This is a genomic window from Vibrio sp. Vb1337 (assembly GCF_033338715.1).
GTDB lineage: Bacteria > Pseudomonadota > Gammaproteobacteria > Enterobacterales > Vibrionaceae > Vibrio > Vibrio alginolyticus.
This window is the reverse complement of sequence record NZ_JAWOTD010000014.1, coordinates 111,135-129,356: the sequence shown is the minus strand read 5'-3', so window position 1 is coordinate 129,356 and position 18,222 is coordinate 111,135. Positions and strand designations below refer to the sequence as shown.

Annotated in this window: 18 protein-coding genes and 1 other RNA gene; 8 read left to right on the top strand and 11 right to left on the bottom strand. The window is 43.2% G+C overall.

Annotated elements, in window-relative coordinates; translation table 11 throughout:
- From R7E42_RS16475 to R7E42_RS16455, 5 genes are all read right to left on the bottom strand, one after another.
- On the bottom strand, positions 1 to 1,130 hold a 1,130-nt coding region (locus R7E42_RS16475; protein ID WP_318072828.1), incomplete at its 3' end, for an AbgT family transporter.
- 394 nt (positions 1,131 to 1,524) lie between these two features.
- Entirely contained in the window at positions 1,525 to 1,938 is a 414-nt protein-coding gene (locus R7E42_RS16470) for a prepilin-type N-terminal cleavage/methylation domain-containing protein (RefSeq protein WP_017635696.1), read from the bottom strand.
- Positions 1,928 to 3,238 carry a hypothetical protein gene (locus R7E42_RS16465; RefSeq protein ID WP_053302988.1) on the bottom strand — a complete coding sequence of 437 codons (1,311 nt, stop codon included), beginning with the start codon at positions 3,236 to 3,238 and terminating at the stop codon, positions 1,928 to 1,930. Before R7E42_RS16465 ends, R7E42_RS16470 begins: the two co-directional genes overlap by 11 nt.
- On the bottom strand, positions 3,235 to 3,825 hold the full coding sequence (locus R7E42_RS16460) for a PilW family protein (protein WP_017635697.1): 591 nt from the start codon (positions 3,823 to 3,825) through the stop codon (positions 3,235 to 3,237). Before R7E42_RS16460 ends, R7E42_RS16465 begins: the two co-directional genes overlap by 4 nt.
- On the bottom strand, positions 3,806 to 4,312 hold the full coding sequence (locus R7E42_RS16455) for a GspH/FimT family pseudopilin (protein ID WP_017635698.1): 507 nt from the start codon (positions 4,310 to 4,312) through the stop codon (positions 3,806 to 3,808). The genes R7E42_RS16460 and R7E42_RS16455 overlap by 20 nt, the downstream gene beginning before the upstream one ends.
- Positions 4,313 to 4,415: 103 nt before the next feature.
- Here R7E42_RS16455 and R7E42_RS16450 point away from each other — a divergent pair, with 103 nt between their 5' ends.
- A complete protein-coding gene (locus R7E42_RS16450; protein WP_053302986.1) occupies positions 4,416 to 4,847 on the top strand; it encodes a type IV pilin protein in 432 nt (143 codons plus the stop codon).
- 69 nt (positions 4,848 to 4,916) lie between these two features.
- On the opposite strand, the gene dnaJ is transcribed toward R7E42_RS16450, so the two are convergent.
- The 4 genes from dnaJ to grpE form a co-directional block, all read right to left on the bottom strand.
- Entirely contained in the window at positions 4,917 to 6,065 is a 1,149-nt protein-coding gene (dnaJ, locus tag R7E42_RS16445; RefSeq protein ID WP_005381620.1) for a molecular chaperone DnaJ, read from the bottom strand.
- A gap of 204 nt (positions 6,066 to 6,269) precedes the next feature.
- Positions 6,270 to 8,183: a molecular chaperone DnaK gene (gene dnaK, locus R7E42_RS16440; protein ID WP_005381623.1), complete on the bottom strand. Its 1,914-nt coding sequence runs from the start codon at positions 8,181 to 8,183 to the stop codon at positions 6,270 to 6,272.
- 347 nt (positions 8,184 to 8,530) lie between these two features.
- Positions 8,531 to 9,805 carry a dicarboxylate/amino acid:cation symporter gene (locus tag R7E42_RS16435; protein ID WP_005381625.1) on the bottom strand — a complete coding sequence of 425 codons (1,275 nt, stop codon included), beginning with the start codon at positions 9,803 to 9,805 and terminating at the stop codon, positions 8,531 to 8,533.
- 418 nt (positions 9,806 to 10,223) lie between these two features.
- Positions 10,224 to 10,820, bottom strand: coding sequence for a nucleotide exchange factor GrpE (grpE, locus tag R7E42_RS16430; RefSeq protein WP_021034134.1), 597 nt, complete (start codon positions 10,818 to 10,820; stop codon positions 10,224 to 10,226).
- A 146-nt stretch (positions 10,821 to 10,966) separates the two neighbouring features.
- Between grpE and nadK the strand changes: the two genes are divergently transcribed.
- The 5 genes from nadK (at position 10,967) to bamE (ending at position 16,243) form a co-directional block, all read left to right on the top strand.
- On the top strand, positions 10,967 to 11,851 hold the full coding sequence (nadK, locus tag R7E42_RS16425) for an NAD(+) kinase (protein ID WP_005381631.1): 885 nt from the start codon (positions 10,967 to 10,969) through the stop codon (positions 11,849 to 11,851).
- A 265-nt stretch (positions 11,852 to 12,116) separates the two neighbouring features.
- Complete coding sequence (locus R7E42_RS16420; RefSeq protein ID WP_005383752.1) at positions 12,117 to 13,307, top strand: DUF3103 domain-containing protein; 1,191 nt, start codon at positions 12,117 to 12,119, stop codon at positions 13,305 to 13,307.
- Positions 13,308 to 13,472: 165 nt separating this feature from the next.
- On the top strand, positions 13,473 to 15,137 hold the full coding sequence (gene recN / locus R7E42_RS16415; protein WP_005383750.1) for a DNA repair protein RecN: 1,665 nt from the start codon (positions 13,473 to 13,475) through the stop codon (positions 15,135 to 15,137).
- A gap of 21 nt (positions 15,138 to 15,158) precedes the next feature.
- Entirely contained in the window at positions 15,159 to 15,641 is a 483-nt protein-coding gene (locus R7E42_RS16410) for a GNAT family N-acetyltransferase (protein ID WP_005381636.1), read from the top strand.
- 242 nt (positions 15,642 to 15,883) lie between these two features.
- Complete coding sequence (bamE, locus tag R7E42_RS16405) at positions 15,884 to 16,243, top strand: outer membrane protein assembly factor BamE (protein ID WP_005383748.1); 360 nt, start codon at positions 15,884 to 15,886, stop codon at positions 16,241 to 16,243.
- A 100-nt stretch (positions 16,244 to 16,343) separates the two neighbouring features.
- On the opposite strand, the gene R7E42_RS16400 is transcribed toward bamE, so the two are convergent.
- Positions 16,344 to 16,703 (bottom strand): RnfH family protein, encoded by a 360-nt coding sequence (locus R7E42_RS16400; protein WP_005383746.1) that lies wholly within the window; start codon positions 16,701 to 16,703, stop codon positions 16,344 to 16,346.
- Complete coding sequence (locus R7E42_RS16395; protein WP_005381641.1) at positions 16,693 to 17,136, bottom strand: SRPBCC family protein; 444 nt, start codon at positions 17,134 to 17,136, stop codon at positions 16,693 to 16,695. The genes R7E42_RS16400 and R7E42_RS16395 overlap by 11 nt, the downstream gene beginning before the upstream one ends.
- Positions 17,137 to 17,255: 119 nt before the next feature.
- Between R7E42_RS16395 and smpB the strand changes: the two genes are divergently transcribed.
- Positions 17,256 to 17,741 carry an SsrA-binding protein SmpB gene (smpB, locus tag R7E42_RS16390; RefSeq protein ID WP_005381642.1) on the top strand — a complete coding sequence of 162 codons (486 nt, stop codon included), beginning with the start codon at positions 17,256 to 17,258 and terminating at the stop codon, positions 17,739 to 17,741.
- Positions 17,742 to 17,807: 66 nt separating this feature from the next.
- Positions 17,808 to 18,175: a transfer-messenger RNA gene (gene ssrA / locus R7E42_RS16385) on the top strand.
- Positions 18,176 to 18,222 lie beyond the last annotated feature (47 nt).

The following is an 18,222-nucleotide window of genomic DNA, read 5'->3' as shown; positions in this document are numbered from 1 at the left end:
GTACCGATGTTTGACTGAGCAAATGCAGATAGGAACTGAGCACAGAAGAACGACATAACAATGTATGCGCCCATGGTTGACATAGTATCAGCCATCGCTTTGATAATGTCGTTGCTGGTCTTGAACGTTCCAGACACTTTACCGTAAACGTAACCAGGAATGATAAACAGAATAAAGATCAACGGCACGATAGACTTCATGATCGGTGCTGAGAAGGCAGTAATTTCACCTTCAGGCGAGCGAAGTGCTGATGTTTCTGGAATTAACGCTGCAACAAGTAAAGCAATACCCGCCATCATTGCCCAACCTGCATAACGGAATGCTTTTGATTCCAGTTCAGTAAATGAACCTAGGTTTGGCGCGGTTTCCGCATCATCATCAATTGGCATTTTTGATAAACGAGGCTCGATTATTTTCTCTGTCACGTACCAACCAATCCCCACAATAATGATAGAGGATAGGCCAGTGAAGAAGATGTTCGCTAATGGGTTAACCACATATTCAGGATCAAGAACCTGCGCCGCAGTTTGCGTAAAGCCTGCTAGTAGTGGATCGATACCTGAAGGGATAAAGTTTGCAGAGAAGCCACCAGATACACCTGCAAATGCTGCCGCAATGCCTGCTAGAGGGTGACGACCTGCCGCATGGAAGATAATACCGCCAAGAGGAATAACCAGAACATAGCCTGCATCTGCCGCAGTATGCGATACAATGGCAACCAAAATAAGCATTGGAGTAAGAAGCTTAGCTGGCGTGAAGTTCAGCATCTTCTTAAGACCCGTCGTAATAAAGCCCGAAGAATCTGCAACACCCACACCTAACATTGCGACAAGTACGATACCCAGTGGCGCAAAGCCAGTAAACGTCGTCACCATGTTAGCAAGGAAACTTGCTAGCGCTTCGCCCGTAAGTAAGTTGGTGATAGTAAGAGCTTCGCCCGTTCGAGGGTTTGGAAGATCGAATGATACATTCGACAAAAGTGCTGACGCCGCCCAAGTAATGATCAATGCCCAGAAGAACAAAATCGCAGGATCAGGAATTTTGTTACCTGTCCTCTCGATAAAGTTTAAAAAGCGCTCCATCCCGCTCGGCTTCGATGATGGTGCCTTATTTACAGCTTGGTTACTCATGGTAACTCCATAGTGAATGATGTTGGTGCCAAGGCCTATTTGAATAATTATAACGACCTACTATCCAACGAGTATTCTAGTAAACACTAATGGAGAAAGCACAAGGTTCTAGATTTTTTTTCATAATTGGAGACATATTTTGCAAAAAAACAAAACCAAAGATACAAGCCTGAAACATTATGGAAAAATCAACATATACATTTAGTAAACGAGCTGGCAAAAACAGAGGTTGCATAGAGCGATGAATAGATAGTTTTAAGAAAAGAAACTATACGTGATGAGAAGCAAGAAATAATTCTCTTCAATATAAAAAGGGCAACGCGGACAGTGAACACCTTATCCAGAACTCCAATCGGTTTTGATTGAATCGGCATAAAACAGGAACCTAGACTATTTAATCAAATTCGCTATGTTTAGAGATCATGGTTTTCAGCTCTACCGATTGTATTTTACCGTGGCGATCTTGCCATAGAGCTTCCATATGTATCGTTTTAAGTGCGCCCGACAGAGTTGCCGTTGGCACAGACCAAGATAAAGTATACAAGGGGTGCGTAGTATCTTCCCCAGAGACAATATTTGTATCAAAATTAGCGGCGGGCATCGAGGGGACTGCAGAAATAGCCCCACGCGTACGAAACCACTCTAATTTCTGCTCAGCAAGATTTAGCGCTTCAATGCTATGCATCGCGTAATCTGCCCGCAGCTCAATGTAAGCTTGCAACTTAACCAATCCAAGAGCACCGACACCAATTAAAATAAAAGAAATCATTATTTCAATTAAACTAAAACCATGTTGTTTACTTGGCATTCCAACTTCCCTCTTGCCAACGAACATCATTTCTCCTTGTTGTAGGTCTTTTGCTGGAATCAAATAGTAACTCCATTGAGCCCGCAATTGAGGTTTTTAACCCATCAGTATCAAAACCATAACCACCCGTTGCGTGAAATGCCCCTGCATCAACATAAACAGTTTGTGTAAGATCAGTATATTGTTTACCAATGGTAAAATTAGTCGGTGAGCCATCAGCATTCGAGAACAAACTTTCCCAATAGCTTTTTAACTCATTAGGAGCAAACTGTGGTTTAGTTTTATCGACTAAATGAAAAAGCGAACCCTGAAATGTTGTTGAACCAGTATTGATAAAAATACCATCTTGAATAACTAACGTATATTTCTCATGGTTGCCTTGAAGTGCTAAATTCCCGTGAATGGCGCAGTCACCAGTAATCCAAACCTTATCTACTTCCTTAAAAGCATTTTCGATAGCTGATTTACACTGTGTCGCATTTGACAAATTGATTTTCCCAGCTTTCGGAAATGAAGCTTTGACTTTATCAATATTTTCCGGTGTTTTTTTGTAATCAAAAAAGGTTTGGAATGGATCGACTTCAGAGTCATAAACAAAATCGCCTTTTAGCTGCGGATCAGAAGTTTCAGGTTTATTAGTTTTCGTAATTGCATTCCCAGCTTTTACTGTAACATTGGTTGTCGTTGCAGCGGTACACCCTCCAGAAGGAGAACCATCATATAAGCTATTCGCTCTTATTGATGCAGTGTTATATTTTGATCCTGTGCTTCCGCCTTCCATGGTATAACTATACCGATAAGTCAGTGATATGCATTCATACAGATTGTCAGAATTAAGATCACCTTTCGCATCTGGATGAACCTTTAAATCACCATAAGTAGTTAACTTGGATGTGGTTTGTATCGCTCCTTTTCCACGATTACTTAGTGTACTGAAAGTTTTATTGAGCTGGGCCCAACCATTGTGAGATATAGAATTAATACGATAGACTCCTGCCCCTATATCAGTAACGTTCAGCTGGCTAAGGTTTAATTCCCTCTTACATAAGGTATTTAAATTATTGTGATTAATTGGGATGAGCTCGTTCACTATGGATACATCATCTGTGACATAAGCAAATAGACACTCAAGCCCCCCTTCCGCTTCCCAGTGCTGTTGCCGAGAACTAACTTCATTCTGCGCACGCTTAATTTGATAAAATAGATTCTTATATGACCCTAACGTCACAACCAAAGCGACAGAGAGCAGTATGGAAGTAATAAGTAACGTGGCCACTCCTTGTTGATGCTTACGTATCATTGCCAATTCCTTTGCTGAACTTGTAATAAAATGGCGTGAGAAATTGCCGGATCATTTTTTAATTCAGCGGCCATTGAAATAGAAATAAACGCACTCTCTATTGACGAACCTGATAGTAATGTTCGACTAACACCAAATTGAGTTACTTTAATTTGCTTAGGATCAAAAAGATCAAAACATCCACTAGCAGCAGACACGACACTTAAAGGTGATGGTGAATCATCCTGGCAATATTCCAACATATTATCCTTTAACCGATATATCGTATTACTCACAGAGCTTGCTGTGTTTCGATAAACATAACCGATTTTTTCGGATTGTTGATATAGAACGCTAGGAGAACCGGAAAGCATCATTGATTTTGTCGTAATACCATCAAACCCTGCTCGTTGAATATCCTCTTTCACTTGTTGAATTACACTACTCATCTGCTGAAGTAGCATTATTTCCTTGCTTCGCTGCACAGCTGTTTTTTGGTTAGAAAGAAACACTGCGCCAACAATGCCCAAAGCGACAAGTCCTAACAACGCAGCAATCATAAACTCAACAAGTGTACTACCCTGCTGTTTAGCATTGTTCAAAGCCATATTTTGCCTTATTCATAGCGCACACTTTTACTCGCCCTGCTCCGTTATGAACAGTTACTTTTATCGGACTGGTATCCGCTTGAGATTTCTTCAGGTGAATACTTCCCGCATTTTTGGGATTCCCCATAACACGATCAAACTTGACGCTAGTTATATTACTCGACACCACCAGACCCCGATATAGATGACCTTGCAGCTCAGCAACAGTATTCATTGAAGTAATGTCAGTGACATTCGATACACTCGAGAGTGTGAGCTTCCAGCTTCCGGTGGATGAAGGCAAGCCTTGAATATGAACCCAAAAATCTTGATTTCTCATCACCGATTCCGATTTCGCTTGGATCAAAAAACCCTGTAATTCGTTGGCTAAATTCACTATTTTCATGTGTTGGCTAACTTTTGAAAAACTTGGGGCGACAAAAAGTAGTAGCACTGACAAGACAGCAACAGTAATAAGAAGCTCCAACAACGTAAACCCGCGAGGCATTTCCCAAATTCCTATGTAAACGGCAAAAGGGCCGTAATTCATCTTGCACAGATGCTATCACCTGCCAAAAATAGGCGGAAAAGTGAAAAGGAAACTACTCGTGATGATTCGAATTTCTCGTTGTAACGGCTACAAAAAAGGATTGAGAGGGATGACATTGATCGAATTACTGATAGCTGTCGTGATTGTCGGGATCATTGCTGCGATCGCCTACCCTTCTTACACTAATCATGTAATCAAGTCTCATAGGACGGTTGCCTTGAGCGATCTTAGTCGAATTCAGCTAGAGCTAGAGACATCTTATGATGGTGGGTACGACTGGAGTCATATTCTCTCTGGAGGAACATGCACTCTATGTGACTCAGACAAAAATAGATTTTCTTTCGATATTGCTAGCTCTGCAAGTACGGCCTATACCATTACAGCAACAGCAAAATCACCTCTTGGACAAGACGACGACGAGTGCTTGACTGGTTCTAAAACGATTACTTTAACGTCAACAAATGTCGAAGAACCAAGTGATTGCTGGAACTAGCAAGAACACCGAGATGCAAAAAGGCCTGCATTTTAGCAGGCCTTTGTATTTGTGCTTTTCACTAACGTCTTAGCTGGTTAAATCATCAAAGAACTTTTTCACACCGTTGAAAAAGCCTTCTGATTTAGGCTTGTGCTTTGTCGCCGCTTCACCACCACAAGACTCTTCAAACTCTTTGAGCAGTTCTTTTTGGCGTGAGCTTAGGTTTACTGGTGTTTCAACAACCAACTTCACAATAAGATCACCAACACCGCCACCGCGAACGCCTTTCACACCTTTACCACGCATGCGGAACATACGACCTGTTTGCGTTTCTGAAGGTACTTTTAGGCTTACGCGACCATCTAGAGTTGGCACTTCAACTTCACCACCTAGAGCCGCCATCGCAAAGCTTACTGGCACTTCACAGTATAGGTTGTTGCCATCACGCTCGAAGATATGGTGCTCTTTCACGTGCACTTGTACATACAAGTCGCCAGCAGGCGCCCCCATTTCTCCCGCTTCACCTTCGCCAGATAGACGAATACGGTCGCCAGTATCAACACCTGCTGGGATCTTAACGTTAAGTGTTTTTGTTTTCTGCTTACGACCTTGACCATGACACTCATTACAAGGGTCTTTAATGATTTTACCTTTACCGTGACAGGTAGGACAGGTTTGTTGCACTGCGAAGAAGCCTTGTCGCATCTGTACTTGACCATGACCATGACAGGTACCACATGTTTCAGCAGATGAACCTTTCTTCGCGCCACTACCATCACAGGTATCACAGTGTACTAGTGTCGGTACTTCGATCTCCTTCGTTACACCACGAACCGCTTCTTCTAGCGTCAATTCCATGTTGTAACGTAGGTCAGCACCTCGCTGGGCACGGTGGCCACCACCGCCACGACGACCACCACCAAAGATGTCACCGAATACATCGCCAAAGATGTCGCCGAAATCAGCACCGCCGCCGCCAAAGCCGCCGCCACCGAAACCACCGCCGCCTTGTTCAAAAGCAGCATGACCGTATTGGTCGTACGCCGCTTTCTTTTGAGGGTCGGTCAGAACTTCGTACGCTTCTTTTACTTCTTTAAACTTGTCCGCCGCAGAATCATCACCCTGGTTTCGGTCTGGGTGGAATTTCATCGCTAGACGCTTATACGCCTTTTTGATATCGCGCTCTGAGGCATCACGGCTTACGCCTAACACTTCGTAAAAATCACGTTTTGACATGTTCTTCGTCACCAGTTAATTACTACAAACGGCATCGATTCACCGCTTGGTGTTTGTATCGTTCTAGGTAAGTGCACTTGTCTGCAACATACTTAACTAGAAAGACAGCGTTTACAAACAGACGGGCGTAAGAGTTGCCCCAAACGCCCGCACACGAAGTCTTATCGACCCCAGATGGCTATGCAACCATCTGGTTAAGAAATATTATTTCTTGTCGTCTTTAACTTCTTCGAACTCAGCATCTACAACGTCGTCTTCTTTAGACTGTGCACCTGCGTCAGCACCTTGTGCTTGCTGCGCTTGAGCTTGTTGTTGAGCGATTTCCATCAGCTTTTGAGAAGCAGTCATTAGTGCTTGAACTTTAGCATCGATAGCTTCTTTGTCTTCGCCTTTACGTGCTGTTTCTAGCTCAGAAATTGCTGCTTCAATCTTCTCTTTCTCTTCTGCAGGTAGCGCTTCACCAGCTTCTTCTACTTGCTTACGAGTACCGTGAATCATTTGGTCAGCTTGGTTACGTGCAGTTGCTAGCTCTTCGAACTTCTTGTCCGCTTCTTTGTTAGCTTCTGCTTCTTGAACCATTTTCTCGATGTCTTCATCGCTTAGACCGCCAGAAGCTTGGATAGTGATCTTCTGCTCTTTACCAGTCTGCTTGTCTTTCGCAGATACGTGTAGGATACCGTCCGCATCAAGGTCAAACGTAACCTCGATTTGTGGCATACCACGTGGTGCAGGCTGGATGCCTTCTAGGTTAAATTGGCCTAGAGACTTGTTGTACATCGCTTGCTTACGCTCACCTTGTAGAACGTGGATAGTTACCGCGCTCTGGTTGTCTTCCGCTGTAGAGAAAACTTGGTTCGCTTTAGTTGGGATAGTTGTGTTCTTCTCAACTAACTTAGTCATCACGCCACCCATTGTCTCGATACCTAGAGACAGTGGAGTTACGTCTAGTAGTAGTACGTCTTTAACGTCACCAGCAAGTACACCACCTTGAACTGCAGCACCCATTGCTACTGCTTCGTCAGGGTTTACGTCACGGCGCGCTTCTTTACCAAAGAACTCAGCAACTTTCGCTTGAACCATTGGCATACGAGTCTGACCACCAACTAGGATTACGTCAGTGATGTCGTTTACTGATAGGTCAGCGTCAGCTAGAGCTACTTTTAATGGCTCAAGAGAGCGTTGTACTAGGTCTTCAACTAGAGATTCTAGTTTTGCACGAGTCACTTTAATGTTCATGTGCTTAGGACCAGTTGCATCTGCAGTAACGTAAGGTAGGTTTACGTCTGTTTGAGAAGTAGAAGAAAGCTCGATTTTCGCTTTCTCTGCTGCTTCTTTAACACGCTGCATTGCTAGTGGGTCGTTCTTAAGGTTGATGCCTTGCTCTTTGTTGAACTCATCAACCAAGTAGTTGATTAGACGGTTATCAAAGTCTTCACCACCTAGGTGAGTATCACCGTTAGTTGCTAGAACTTCGAATGTTTTCTCGCCTTCAACTTCATCAATTTCGATGATTGAAATATCGAATGTACCACCACCAAGGTCGTATACCGCGATAGTGCGATCGCCGCCTTTCTTATCTAGACCGTAAGCTAGTGCAGCTGCCGTTGGTTCGTTGATGATACGTTTAACTTCTAGACCTGCGATACGGCCAGCATCTTTTGTCGCTTGACGCTGAGCATCGTTAAAGTAAGCAGGTACTGTGATAACTGCGCCAGTTACTTCCTCACCAAGGAAGTCTTCAGCAGTTTTCTTCATTTTCTTAAGAACTTCAGCAGAAACCTGAGGAGCTGCCATTTTTTGGCCTTTCGCTTCTACCCAAGCATCACCGTTGTCAGCCTTAACGATTTTGTAAGGCATGATTTCGATGTCACGCTGAACTTCTTCGTCTTCAAAACGACGACCGATTAGACGCTTAATTGCAAATAGCGTGTTTTCTGGGTTAGTTACTGCTTGACGTTTCGCTGGTTGACCTACTAGCGTCTCACCGTCAGTGTAAGCAATAACCGATGCAGTAGTACGTTCGCCCTCTGCGTTTTCAATTACACGTGGTTTGTCGCCGTCTAATACAGCAACACATGAGTTAGTAGTACCTAAGTCAATACCAATGATTTTACCCATCTGGCTATCTCCGAATAAATTCTATTTTCGTTTGGTTATAACCCCAATGTGGGGGGAGGAGAATCGGGTTTCAACCCTTGCTCACAAACAAAAATAATCAATGTTTGCTTCTCTATGCCACATAGATAAGGGCGGCAAAATGCTTTTCAAGGGCAGAATTAAAAAAAAGCGTCTTTTTTCGAAATTTATGTGTTTCTTTCTGATTAGTTGGGAACTCGTCACACTGCTGTAGCGCAACAAAACGTCATTTCCCAGATAAATTTATTTATGTCCGACTCTTCCTAAATAAAAAACGAGCTCATAAGAGCTCGCTTCAATATTAGGGTTAAAATAAATGATTCAAGGTATTAGGCGTTCGCTTGAGCAGGCTCAGCATCAACACCTTCTTCTTTACCTATCTCACCTTCTGTTTTTGCAACAATGGTGTTCACTGCCGTGTCGCCGACAACGTTAGATGATGTACAGAACATATCATTAATACGGTCGACCGCTGCAATGATTGCCAAACCTTCAGGTGGTAAACCTAGTTGGTGAAGCAAAACGCCTACCATTACCACGCCGCCCCCAGGAACGCCGCCAGCACCAATAGATAACAGAAGAATAGTTAAGCCAAGTGTGAAGATGTCTGCGGTGTTAATTGGCTGGCCAAAAGCGTTCGCAACAAACATCGTTGCTAGAGCAATATAGATAGACACACCAGACATATTCATCGTTGCGCCCAGTGGTACACCGAAGCCAGCAACCGATTTAGAGACCTGAAGCTTTTCTGTCAGTGTGCGCATCGTTACCGGGATAGTCGCGTTTGAGCTCGCGGTAGATAGAGAGAAAAGAATCTGCTCACGAGTTGCACGTAGGAAAGTCTTTGGAGAAGTTCCTGTCGCAATACTCACTGCCATTGGGTAGAAGAAGAAGATCCAAAACACCAACATCGCAACCACCAAAGCCACGTAACCGGCAACGGACATTAATGTATTGGCGTTTAGCGTTGCACCTAGTTGAATCATTAGTGCGAACACACCATATGGTGCAAGACTCATCACTAATCCAACCAATTTCATCATGATTTCATTTGCCATTTTGAATGTGCGAATAGCTGGGCCACCACGAGAATCCAAAGCTTGAATTGCAAGCCCCGTCAAAATTGCCATAAAGATGATTTGCAGCATGTCGCCGCTAGCAAACGCTTGTACAGGATTGCTAGGAACAATGTTAACAACTAAAGAGAAAATGTCCGGCGTCTCTGTCGTTGTCAGCTGTACAGCCTCAGATACCGTTCCTGCTAGATTAGCGCCCGCTCCTGGCTGGAAGATCAAGCCGACAGTCAAAGCCGCCGTAATCGCAATGATGGTGTTAAGAATGTAAAGGGTAAAAGTTTTTCCACCAAGACGACCAAATGCACTGATGTCTTTCAAGTCAACAATGCCGCATACGATTGAAACGTAAACTAAAGGAACAACAAGCAATTTGATCAGTGAGACGAACATGCCGCCAACACCTTCTGCTGCTCCAAGTAGGTATGTATCAAAAATCGCAATACCGCTAAATAAGTACTGAATTGCTGTCCCCAGCACAAGGCCGGCAAACAAGCCTATAAAAATCTTACTAGAAAGCGATTTATCCATTATAAATCTCCGATATGTTGTGTTTACTATTTACATTTTTGTAGTTATATATGCTTACTTTTAAAGCATTAGTCGCAAATCATACACACCGAAGTTACAAAATAAAGTGATAATTTACATTTTTGTTAACGAAATTGTTTTAGAAAAAATGACTATATTTACATTCCTATGCAGAACAAACATTCACACAGCGAATGATTACAATCACTTATAGCCCTTTCCGTTAATAAACACGCAGCGAGATGAGAGAAAATCTCCTATAGGAAAATAATTAACCAATAGGAAAAAATATGAAGGGGATCAAATTTTCATTTATCGATATACAACGAAGTTCGATGCAGTCATTTATGTTTAAAACAAAAAAGCGCCCATCAAAAATGATGGGCGCTTTTATATTAAAAAAAACAGGGAGTTAAAGTTACTTAGCAACCATTACCATTGCCGGACGAATCACACGACCGTTTAGTTCGTAACCTTTTTGCATAACAAACATAACAGTGTTTGATTCATGATCAGGGCTCTCCTGAATCGACATCGCTTGATGGAACTCTGGATTGAATGCTTCACCTTCAGGGTTGATTGCTTTCAAGCCAAATTTCGCGACAACGTCTACAAACGTTTTATGTGTTAGTTCAACGCCTTCTAGGAACGGCTTCACAGTTTCATTCTCTGTATCTGCCGCTTGAATTGCACGCTCTAGGTTATCAATAACAGGAAGCAGCTCTTCTGCAAACTTGTTCAACGCAAACTTACGTGCTTTATCGATCTCTTGCTCAGTGCGACGACGCATGTTTTCTACTTCAGCTTTAGAACGCAACACCGCATCTTGTTGCTCTTTTACTTTTGCCTCGCTAGACAATAGTGCCGCTTCTAGTTGAGCAATCTTAGCGTCTGTCTCATCACCAAGCTCTTCAAGCTCAGCTTCAACTTCTTGTGCTTCAGCTTCTACTTTTTCAGCCTCTTCGATGATTTGATCAAGCTCTTCTTCTGTAACTTTGTTTTCTTCGTTGCTCATGATATCTCCAGAATTCAACATAATGCCCTTAAAGCCATGCGCGTTTTTGCGGGCTTTAACCACATAAAAATTCGCATATTTAGGTGACTTGCCATTATTATGGGGATGAAGATTCCTGATTCAAGCCTCTTTAATGCGGAAATGCTATGAAAAATCCATGTAACGTGATCGCGATTATCGGAAAACCAAGAGATCAACAAGCAATTCAAACTCATAAAGAGTTGTACCAATGGTTGACTTCTGAGGGCTATAAAGTATTCATTGACGATCGCCTTGCCGCAATACTGGATGATATCCCACAGAGTCAGTTTGCTAGCTTAGTTGAACTAGGAAAAAATGCCGATCTAGCCATTGTGGTTGGTGGCGATGGCAACATGTTAGGTGCGGCAAGAATTTTATCCCGATTTGATGTGCCAGTTATAGGCGTGAACCGTGGAAATTTGGGCTTCTTAACTGACTTGAACCCAGACGACTTCCAAGCGTCTCTGCAAGCGGTACTCGACGGTGAGTATATTGAAGAGGAACGTTTTCTTTTAGAGGCGGAAGTACACCGCCACGGACAAATAAAGAGCCATAACGCTGCGCTAAACGAAGCCGTACTTCACCCAGGGCAAATTGCCCATATGATTGAATTTGAAGTGTACATAGATGAAAGCTTCGCCTTCTCTTTACGGGCCGACGGTTTGATTGTCTCCACTCCGACTGGCTCGACGGCATATTCACTTTCTGGCGGCGGCCCAATTCTTTCTCCTAGCTTGAATGCCATTTCACTCGTGCCAATGTTCCCTCATACATTGTCGAGTCGACCTTTGGTGGTTGATGGAAAACGTCGAATTAAATTGGTGGTATCACCAGAAAACCGTGGAACACAAGAAGTTAGCTGTGATGGACAAGTCTCACTTCCAGTTACCCCTGGCGACGAAATTCACATCTATCAAAGTCCAAATGTACTAAAGCTCATCCATCCAAAAGACTACAGCTACTATCACGTCTTACGGAATAAGCTTGGCTGGTCTAGTAAATTGTTCTAACACTTGTTACTCAGGGTAATAACTTCAATAAAAAAGCCAGCAGCTCAATTGCTACTGGCTTTTGGCTTTCTTAGACAAGAAATAGACACAAAGTAGTGAGGCGACACGATATTTGTCATCATTAAAGAGAAGCTTATAAATTTTGATCCTGTGGGCAAACTTTACACAAAAGATAGAAAAGCAAATTCAATGATCTATGTCCGGTGATATTCTCACCATGAATAGAGTATTAACTCTATTTCATACAATCAATAAAGGACATATTATGAAGAAAACCATCATTCTGTCTGTTCTCAGTACATTAGCACTTATTGGCTGCCAATCAGAGGAAACGCAAGTCAACAGTGTATCCAACGCAAAAGCGGAAGATATCACTAAGACGAAGCGTGCCCTAGCTCAACAATTGAGTGAGAACTATGCTGCCATTGAACCCATGTTGAGAAGAGATATTACTCCGCAACAGACTAACGTGTCTGTATCAGCATTTGTTAAGCAAAACCCTAACTCAGAGTTCAGCCGCCAGCTTGTACAAGCTGACACTCAAATTCGTAGCTGGAAAGGTATTTCTGAATACTCAGATCAGTTGTTAGAAGTTCGCTTGGCAAATGAAGCCATGATAACAGCATGGCAAAGTGGCGAGGTCGAGCCATTATTTGCATTTGAACCAAGTGGTGATGATGAGAATTGGCAATACATCGAAGCATTTGATGTTTATGGCAACATCCATCAACTCGATGTTTACCAGCTCCCTGAGGTACCTGTACTTGTCGTTGATAACAATAGCTCTGCAGAGTTAAAAGCAGGCTTGCAAGCTATGCAAGCTGAGATGAAAAAACTCGGTCAACCAGCTTTAGTTCAACCATATATTGCTGATGAACAACGCCAAAATACACCGCTATTGTCAAGTAGCGCAGTGGGCGAAGCGGCTCCAATTCAAACCACGCAGTTGAAAAAGATCCGTCTAGCCGATGACAAAGAACCTTGGATCTCTGGCAAGGCAGAAATCTACGCTATCGTAACGGGCGTCAATCCAAGTCGTGATGAACCTACTCTCGATTTGGTGGAGCTTCCATACTTAGACTACGATAACCAAGATTACTATCCAAATCAGATCATTATTCACTGGTCTCGTTACCGCTGGGGTGCGGCAGACATTGTGCTCATGGAGCAAGATGACGGCACAGACTATAAACAATTGGCAAAACTCCTTGTTCAAGTTGCCGAAGAAGTATTGAAAGCGATTCCAGATCCAGAAGTTCAGGCTTACGCGATTATTCCGCAAATCACGAACAAGATCATCGACACTATCCCCGATGGTGTACTCACGAATGATGATGACTTCGTCGACGTTTACTACACTCTAATGCAAGACACTTCATACGTGGATCACCCTGGTGCAGGTGTGAATGCAGTCGTCACACTAGAACCACTAACGATTAACCCAACTCGTCCGTAACCTGTTCAATTTTAATGAGTCGTTGTAATCACATCGGCTCATTTTTCCCACTTCATCACAAAAAACAGCCTACAAAGAAAATTTTCCTTACCTGACTTTACTGTATAAAGAAACAGTATATACTGTTCTCTTATACAGTATTGTTCAGTTATACAGGTAAATAAAATGCTGGCTCATCTAAGTGTTAATAATTTTGCGATTGTTAAGTCTTTACAACTCGAGCTTTCTAAGGGCATGACCACCATTACAGGTGAAACAGGCGCGGGTAAATCCATTGCTATCGATGCTTTAGGGCTCTGCTTAGGCGGACGAGCCGATGCCGGCATGGTGCGACAAGGTGAAGAGAAAACCGAAGTTAGCGCCGCTTTTTTATTGGACAACAACTTACATGCAACACGTTGGTTAGAAGATAACGATCTGCTAGATGGCAGTGAGTGTATTTTGCGTCGTATTATCACAAAAGAAGGCCGCTCAAGAGCCTTCATTAATGGCAGCCCTGTTCCACTATCACAACTCAAATCTCTAGGGCAGCTACTTATCAATATCCATGGGCAGCACGCTCATCATCAATTGATGAAAAGTGAGCACCAAATGGCCATGCTCGACCAATATGCTGGGCATTTAAACCTACTAAAAAGCACACGAAGTGCTTACCAGCATTGGCGTCAGGCGGATAATAACCTCAAGCAGCTAAAAGAAAATAGCCAGCAAAACCAGGCGCAAAAACAGTTGCTTGAATACCAAATCAAAGAACTGAATGAGTTATCGCTAGGTGAAGAAGAATTTGCAGAGCTCGAGCAAGAGCACAAACGACTATCCAACAGTGGTGAACTCGCCACTACCTGTCAGCAAGCCATCGAACTTATTTACGAAGGTGAAGAAGTCAATGCGCTTGGTATTTTGCAATCGGCCAATCACTCCCTAATTCAATTAGCCGAATTAGATGAAAAGCTATCTGAGCTACCTAACATGCTGTCAGAAGCGATGATTCAACTTGAAGAAACGAAGAATGAATTACGCAGCTACTTAGATGGCATCGATGTTGATCCTGCTCGTATGGCTTATGTAGAAGAACGTTTTTCTAAAGTGATGTCTGTAGCTCGTAAACACCACGTAATGCCAGAAGAACTATACCAACATCATCAAGATCTTCTGGCCCAAGTAGAAGCGTTAGATTGCTCCGATGAACGTTTAGATGAGCTTGCTCAAGAAGTAGAACACAAGTACCAAAGCTTTCTAACACAAGCAGAAAAACTGCACAAATCACGCAGCCGTTACGCAAAAGAACTGAACAAACTGATCACACAAAGCATGCACGAATTGAGCATGGAGAAAGCAGTATTCAGTATCGAAGTTAGCAATGACAACACGCACCCATCGCCGCTTGGCATGGACAGCGTGTGCTTCTTAGTATCGACCAACCCGGGACAACCATTGCAACCTATAGCAAAAGTTGCGTCAGGCGGTGAGCTATCACGTATCTCTCTAGCGATCCAAGTGATCACCGCTCAGAAAGTAGATACACCAAGTTTAATCTTCGATGAAGTGGATGTAGGTATTAGTGGCCCAACAGCTGCCGTAGTGGGCAAAATGCTACGCAAGCTTGGCGAATCTACTCAAGTATTGTGTGTCACTCACCTCCCTCAAGTTGCCGGATGCGGCCATCAACAAATGTTTGTTGCTAAGCAAACCAAAGCAGGCCAAACCGAAACCCAAATGCACGCATTAGATGAACAACAACGTGTGGCAGAATTAGCTCGCTTACTTGGTGGTAGTCAAATAACCGACTCAACGTTGGCAAACGCAAAAGAACTGCTTATCGCCGCTTAATAGATCGACAAGGGATGAGATATGGATATCAGAGCAATACACAAAACCAACTGCTTAGATCTCATCCCTATTTTTATTGAGTTAGAACATTACTACTTCAAAGAAAAAGCTTCATCAAAACACGATCTGGTCCATTATCTAAAGAGCCAAGTCTTCTCTGAACATTCTGGTGTTAATATCATTGCGGTTTACGATAATGATGACGTCGTAGGCTTTGCATCTTATACCGTCATGTTCCCTGCCCCAAAACTCTCAGGGCAGATGTACTTAAAAGATCTGTTCGTATCTTCGAAGGTTCGAGGAAAAGGGGTTGGTCTCAAGTTAATGAAGTATCTGGCATCTTTGGCGATCAAGTGTGGATGCCAAAGGTTGGACTGGACAGCTGAAAGTAGTAACCCTACCGCAGGTCAGTTTTACCGCTCAATTGGTGCAACACTAATTCATGAAAAAGAGTATTATCGTTTTTCAGGTGATGCATTACGCGAATTCGCCAAAACCGACTAACGAGTCACTAGGCTTGGCTCACCGCTGAAAGCGTCCATCACCCTACCTCCGATTGAAATGTGCTCTTCGTCACCTAACTAATACGTCATGTGGTGACATTTACCGCCTAATATCGGTGAATAAATGCAACTCAACTCAAAATTCGTTGTCAGATTGTCTACCATACGACGCATAGCTTTTTACATCTGCGTCGAGCTTGTTTATTATCAGCGCAGTATTTTAAAGGTTACTAAGAAATTATTATGCAATTAAAGAAGTGGTTAGTTGCCGTACCATTAGCAATGACATTGCTGACAGGATGTTCGGTATTGGAAAAACTGGTTTATCGTATTGATATCAACCAAGGCAACTATGTAGAACAAAGTGCGGTTGATAAATTAAAGTTTGGGATGACTAAAGCACAGGTTCGCTTCGTATTAGGGTCGCCAATGCTTATTGAAAACGGCTATCCAAACACTTGGTATTACATCTATCATCATACTCCTGGCCATGGCGAACCAGTACAGAAAGATCTGATTGTAAACTTTAATGACCAAGGCACACTCGCAGACATCAGTGGTGACTTTCCAAAAAGTGACGCATTTTACGAGCAAATTCAGTAAACTGACTTTTGCAAAAAACCTCCCGTTTGGGAGGTTTTTTATTATATAGAAATCACGTTAGTCAAACTTTGAGTAACTCACATGAGCTATTGGGTTTATATTAATCCTGCTTATTTTTACGTACAGAACTAGGCTTGCCACCGGTGACTGGGTCTGCACTTCCCTCGGCTTTAGCCTGCTCCGCCCGTTTACGGCGAATCTCTTTCGGATCGGCGAGTAACGGACGATAAATCTCTATTCGGTCTCGATCTCGAACGGTCACATCCAACTTCACGTTACGACTAAACACACCCACTTTGTTCTTGGACAAATCAATTTCAGGGTACAACTCCAATACACCGGATTGTCGAATGATCTCTTCTACCGTTGCGTGATTATTTACCACTAAGTTAAATACACGCTGTTCATGAGGAAGAGCATAGACAACCTCAACGTGAATCATATCTGACTCAATACTCATAACACTCGTAGACCTGTTTTGCGCGTTTAGTAAATGCATTTACCATATTACTAGTAAGCTCGTTAAAAATCTTACCGAAGGCCATCTCAATCATTTTACTTGAGAATTCAAACTCAAGCTTTAGTTCAACCTTGCAAGCTTGCTCATCTAGCGCGGTAAAAATCCAACCACCACGCAACGTCTTAAACGGGCCATCCACCAAGTTCATCATAATTGCCTGACCGGGGATCAACTCATTTGAAGTCGTAAACGTTTTGCTGATTCCAGCCTTCGCCACATCGACAGAAGCCACCATACCATTCCCCGAAGACTCAATGATTCTAGAGCCCGAGCAACCAGGCAGAAATTCAGGGTATTTAGCAACATCATTAACCAGATTGAACATCTGTTCGGCGCTAAAAGACACAAGCGCAGAACGGCTGACTTGCTTCATACATACTCCTATCGATACATGTACAGATTTAAAGCTACTCGCCAATTTTACTTTTATTCCACGATTGCGCAAATAAAAGGATTTCCTATCCGATATCCAACCCGTATAATGACGCTATTATGGCAAAGAAAAAAACGAAACAAAAAGCGGGTAGCAATACTATCGCGCTGAATAAAAAAGCTCGCCACGAGTATTTCATCGATGATGAAATCGAAGCTGGCTTGGAGCTCCAAGGTTGGGAAGTGAAAGCCCTTCGCCAAGGTAAAGCCAATATTTCTGAAAGTTACGTATTTATGCGTGACGGTGAAGCCTTTGTGAGTGGCATGACAATCACTCCTTTAAATCAGGCATCGACACACGTTGTGGCGAACCCTACACGTGTGCGTAAACTACTAATGAGTCGTCGTGAGCTAGATAACCTATTCGGACGTGTAAACCGTGAAGGTATGACATTAACGGCCCTCTCACTGTACTGGTCTCGCTCTTGGGTGAAACTAAAAATTGGCGTAGCAAAAGGTAAAAAGCTGCACGATAAACGTACGGATCTAAAAGAAAAAGACTGGGCAAGAGAAAAAGCGCGCGTAATGAAGAGCGCGCTGCGTTAATCTTGACCACTTAAACGCATAGTACTGGACAGCCAATGCTTTTCTGTTACTATGCGAATATTACCTGGGGCTGATTTAGGATTCGACGGGAATTCAGAAGTCTGAGGTGCATGCCGAGGTGCGGTAGGCCTCGTTAACAAACCGCAAAAAAATAGTCGCAAACGACGAAAACTACGCACTAGCAGCTTAATAACCTGCTAAGAGCTCTCTCGCCCTAGCTTCCGCACGTAAGACGGGGAATAACGAGGGATCAAACCCAAACGCGCTAGCCCGGATTCTCCCGCCTGAGAGATGAACGGCGAATTTTAATTCAGGCTAGTCATTCATTAGCGTGTCGGTTCGCAGGTGGATGGCGAAATTAAAGATCGACTAAGCATGTAGTACCAATGATGAACGGTTTTCGGACGCGGGTTCAACTCCCGCCAGCTCCACCAATCACTAGTAACGGGACGTCTCAGGACGTCCCGTTTTCTTTTCTAAG

Coding starts and splice junctions, on each gene's coding strand:
- R7E42_RS16470 (WP_017635696.1), bottom strand. CDS start 1,938: ATGCCAAGTAAACAACATGGTTTTAGTTTAATTGAAATAATGATTTCT.
- R7E42_RS16465 (WP_053302988.1), bottom strand. CDS start 3,238: ATGATACGTAAGCATCAACAAGGAGTGGCCACGTTACTTATTACTTCC.
- R7E42_RS16460 (WP_017635697.1), bottom strand. CDS start 3,825: ATGGCTTTGAACAATGCTAAACAGCAGGGTAGTACACTTGTTGAGTTT.
- R7E42_RS16455 (WP_017635698.1), bottom strand. CDS start 4,312: ATGCCTCGCGGGTTTACGTTGTTGGAGCTTCTTATTACTGTTGCTGTC.
- R7E42_RS16450 (WP_053302986.1), top strand. CDS start 4,416: ATGATTCGAATTTCTCGTTGTAACGGCTACAAAAAAGGATTGAGAGGG.
- dnaJ (WP_005381620.1), bottom strand. CDS start 6,065: ATGTCAAAACGTGATTTTTACGAAGTGTTAGGCGTAAGCCGTGATGCC.
- dnaK (WP_005381623.1), bottom strand. CDS start 8,183: ATGGGTAAAATCATTGGTATTGACTTAGGTACTACTAACTCATGTGTT.
- R7E42_RS16435 (WP_005381625.1), bottom strand. CDS start 9,805: ATGGATAAATCGCTTTCTAGTAAGATTTTTATAGGCTTGTTTGCCGGC.
- grpE (WP_021034134.1), bottom strand. CDS start 10,820: ATGAGCAACGAAGAAAACAAAGTTACAGAAGAAGAGCTTGATCAAATC.
- nadK (WP_005381631.1), top strand. CDS start 10,967: ATGAAAAATCCATGTAACGTGATCGCGATTATCGGAAAACCAAGAGAT.
- R7E42_RS16420 (WP_005383752.1), top strand. CDS start 12,117: ATGAAGAAAACCATCATTCTGTCTGTTCTCAGTACATTAGCACTTATT.
- recN (WP_005383750.1), top strand. CDS start 13,473: ATGCTGGCTCATCTAAGTGTTAATAATTTTGCGATTGTTAAGTCTTTA.
- R7E42_RS16410 (WP_005381636.1), top strand. CDS start 15,159: ATGGATATCAGAGCAATACACAAAACCAACTGCTTAGATCTCATCCCT.
- bamE (WP_005383748.1), top strand. CDS start 15,884: ATGCAATTAAAGAAGTGGTTAGTTGCCGTACCATTAGCAATGACATTG.
- R7E42_RS16400 (WP_005383746.1), bottom strand. CDS start 16,703: ATGAGTATTGAGTCAGATATGATTCACGTTGAGGTTGTCTATGCTCTT.
- R7E42_RS16395 (WP_005381641.1), bottom strand. CDS start 17,136: ATGAAGCAAGTCAGCCGTTCTGCGCTTGTGTCTTTTAGCGCCGAACAG.
- smpB (WP_005381642.1), top strand. CDS start 17,256: ATGGCAAAGAAAAAAACGAAACAAAAAGCGGGTAGCAATACTATCGCG.